The following is a 3508-nucleotide window of genomic DNA, read 5'->3' on the forward strand; positions in this document are numbered from 1 at the left end:
CGGGTTGGGAACATGCGGCAGGACTTCGCGCTCAAAGTAGGTTTGGATGTCTTCAGAGAGCGGGACGTTTTCGTTGTCGCGCAGGTCGGGATTCGGTTCGGGATTGCCCTTGGCGTCGGTGCAGATTTCGGCTTCGTCGTCGTGCTCGCCCAGATGTTTTAAAAGCAGTTTGAGGTTTGGGGCTGTCAGTTTGGAGGGCGAGGCTCCGTCCGAGCCACCCGCCGACCCTTGGCCACGCAGCTCGGACAGAGCCTCGCCCTCCAAGTTTTTCTTCAACGCGGCAAGGAACGTGTCGCGAGACAGGTATTCTTCTTTGAGATCTCCCAATGTCTGGAGGACGGCCTGCTGCAGGTCGGCGTCCCATTTGCTCCACGCTTTGTCGGCCTGCAGGGCGTCGAGGCGGTCGGCGTCGTGCGGATGGATGGCCAGCTGCAAGGGGCGTTCGACGGTGATGCGGCGGTAGCCAAAGTCGGTGGTGTTGAAAATTTTACAGACCTTGGAAGTCTCGTTGCTACCGTAGAGGCGGACGATTTCTTCAATCTGTTTTTCGCTGATGGCCTTGCGTTTTGAACCGAGCGACTTGCGCATGGGTTCGTGCATGTCCGTCGCATTGATCAGCTGCACTTTGTCTTTGCGTTCGGCGGGCTTGTGGTTGGAGAGCACCCAGATATAGGTGGCAATGCCTGTGTTGTAGAACATGTCAGTCGGCAGGGCAATGATGGCTTCGACCAGATCGCGTTCCAGCAGATAGCGTCGGATTTCCGACTCACCGCTTCCTGCACCACCAGTGAACAGCGGAGAGCCATTCAAAATGATGCCGATCCGAGAACCGCCTTTCTTGGGGTCACGCATTTTGGAAACCAGATGCAGCAGAAAGAGCAGCGAACCGTCGGACACCCGGGGCGTACCGGGGCCGAAGCGTCCGCCGTAGCCTTTGATTTTCTGCTCATCTTTGACGGCCTTTTCGATCTTCTTCCAGTCCACGCCGAAGGGCGGGTTGGAGAGCATGTAGTCGAAGGTTTCCGCGTAGAGCTTGTCGTCGGACAGCGTATTGCCCAGCTTGATGTTTTTGACGTCCTGCTCTTTGACCAGCATGTCGCCCTTGCAGATGGCATAGGATTCGGGGTTGAGTTCCTGCCCAAAGCCCACCAGTCGCGCCTGCGGGTTGAGTTCGTGCAGATACTCCATGCCTGCGGAGAGGAAGCCGCCTGTGCCTGCGGTGGGGTCGTAGATCGAGCGCACCACGCCCGGTTTCGTCAGTACGTCGTCATCCCCTGCAAATACCAGCGAGGTGGTCAGGCGGACAATATCGCGGGGCGTGAAGTGTTCCCCGGCGGTTTCGTTGGAGGATTCCGCAAAGCGGCGGATCAGCTCCTCAAAGATCAGGCCCATTTCATAGTTCGGCACGCTGGCGGGTGACAGATCGATATTGGCAAACTTATTGGCCACCACGTAGAGCAGGTTCGCTTCGTCCAGCTTTTCGATGAACTCCGAAAAGCGGAAGTGCTCAAAGATTTCGCGCGATGCAGGGCTGAACGACTGCACATAGGTTTCCAGATTGTCCAGCACCTGCGTTTCGCCCAGTGTGCTTAGATCCATCGGGGACGTGTTGTAGAAACTCAGCCCCGCCTTATTCAGCAGAATCTTATCCGCCGCATCGGGACTCATCTTCGCGCATCGTTCGACCTCTGCCAGCACCGTGGCCTTCGTAGGCTCCAGCACACACTCCAGACGTCTCAGCAAGGTGAAGGGCAGAATAATCCGCCCATACTGACTCTGTTTAAACTCACCCCGCAGCAAATCCGCCACCGACCAGATAAACGCAGGCAACCTCGAAAAATTCGTTTCCATACAACAACCGCCTCAAGTTGACAAAATTCACAAACATCTTAGAGGGAATTGATGCACTCGGCAAGCGGATCGGCGTGCCAATGCCTGATGTTCCGGGAGGGGTATTGCTTGCTTTGAATCGAGGGAAGTCGTGCACTTTTTTTATCAGCATGGAACTGTGCCCGTTTCTGTGCCCATCGGGCGAAAAGGTCGGCGTTTTGCAGGAGCACTCGTATAAACGTAAAAAGCTCCCTGTCAGAGTGTTGCGTCTGAACAGGGAGCTAAGATGGTGGTGGGGGATGGATTCGAACCATCGAACTCGTAGAGGGCAGATTTACAGTCTGCTGCGTTTGACCGCTCCGCAACCCCACCGTTTCCGTTGAAGGAGCGAACAACATACCCGAAAAATTCGGTTTGTCTACTGTCATTTTGCTAAAAAATCGCGTATTCCTTTTTCGCATATGAAGCCATTAACGAAACCTATTGTCTGTTGCGGATTTACGCCATGCGTGCAGCGAATCCTGGAGTTCAAAAAAATTGAAAAAGGCATGGTGAACCGCGCGTGCAACGTCACGGTCGGCATCGGCGGGAAGGGTGCGAATACCGCGCGAATGGTCCGTCAGCTGGGCGGGCATCCGGTGTTGATCGGTTTTGTCGGCGGGGCGAACGGCGAATTGCTGGAGCGGATGCTCGATGCCGAGGAGGTCGGCTATCGCCATGTGATCGTGGCCGGCGAGACCCGGATCTGCCAAACGCTGGTGGAGGCGGGCAATCCCGAAACCACGGAGTTGGTGGAGGAAATGCCGCCGCTGTCGCCGGATAATTGGGCGCACATGATGAAGCTGTTCGAATCCTTGGATCTGAAAGAGGCGGTTGTTCCGATCTCCGGGAAATTGCCTGCCGGCGCTCCGGTGGATGCCTATGCGCAAATCTGCCGACTGGTGCATGAACAAGGGGGCCGGGTGGTTATTGACGCGCCGGGGGAGCCCTTGCTTTTGGCGCTCGAGCATGAGCCCGTGATTGTGAAGATCAATGACGTCGAACTGCTGGCAACCATGGGCGGGGATGATTTGATGGGGGCTTGCCGCAACATGCTGAAGCTTGGGGCGCAGGCGGTATTGATTACCCGGGGCGGCAAGTCGGCCTTTTTCGTTGATGCGTCCCGGGCGCTGGAACTATTTCCGCCGAAAATCGCCGCGGTCAATCCCGTGGGAAGCGGGGACGCGGTGACGGCGGGGCTGGCGGTTGCGTTGAGCACCGGGGTCGCGATGGAACCGGCCTTGATCAACGGCATGGCCTGTGGCGCGGCAAACGCGCTCAACCTGCTGTCGGGGTATCTGGTGCCCGCCGACGTGGATCGGCTTCGCGGGGAAGTCCGCCTGGTCGCCCTCGATTAATCCCCTGTTTATGGGTCGATCGAACCGGATCGGACCTTCGCATACGGCGTCGTCGCGGCGCGCGCAACTCGCTATTCCCACGAACGGGCACGCATGTTGCTTTATTCACATTCTATTTTAAGCCCGGTCCTCCCGTCGAGGATGGGGGCACGCTCAAAGGGAGTTCATGTTGATGAAGAATATTAGTAAACGGAAACCGCTGGTTTTGGCCATCAGTCTGGTGATGGTCGTGGGGTTTCTTTCGACCTCGCTCATCAGCTACTACATTGCCCGCGCAACGA

The 3508-nt window shown here is 56.9% G+C and carries 2 protein-coding genes and 1 tRNA gene; 1 reads left to right on the forward strand and 2 read right to left on the reverse strand.

Annotation, left to right across the window (positions count from 1 at the left end):
- Both ABYO54_RS15320 and ABYO54_RS15325 read right to left on the reverse strand, forming a co-directional pair.
- On the reverse strand, positions 1 to 1851 hold a 1851-nt coding region (locus tag ABYO54_RS15320; protein WP_372809109.1), incomplete at its 3' end, for an N-6 DNA methylase.
- Positions 1852 to 2117: 266 nt separating this feature from the next.
- Positions 2118 to 2202 (reverse strand) — tRNA-Tyr (locus tag ABYO54_RS15325).
- 89 nt (positions 2203 to 2291) lie between these two features.
- Here ABYO54_RS15325 and ABYO54_RS15330 point away from each other — a divergent pair.
- On the forward strand, positions 2292 to 3227 hold the full coding sequence (locus tag ABYO54_RS15330) for a 1-phosphofructokinase family hexose kinase (protein ID WP_372809110.1): 936 nt from the start codon (positions 2292 to 2294) through the stop codon (positions 3225 to 3227).
- The last annotated feature ends 281 nt before the right edge of the window (positions 3228 to 3508 follow it).

The organism is Pontiella sp., from assembly GCF_041622395.1.
Lineage (GTDB): Bacteria > Verrucomicrobiota > Kiritimatiellia > Kiritimatiellales > Pontiellaceae > Pontiella.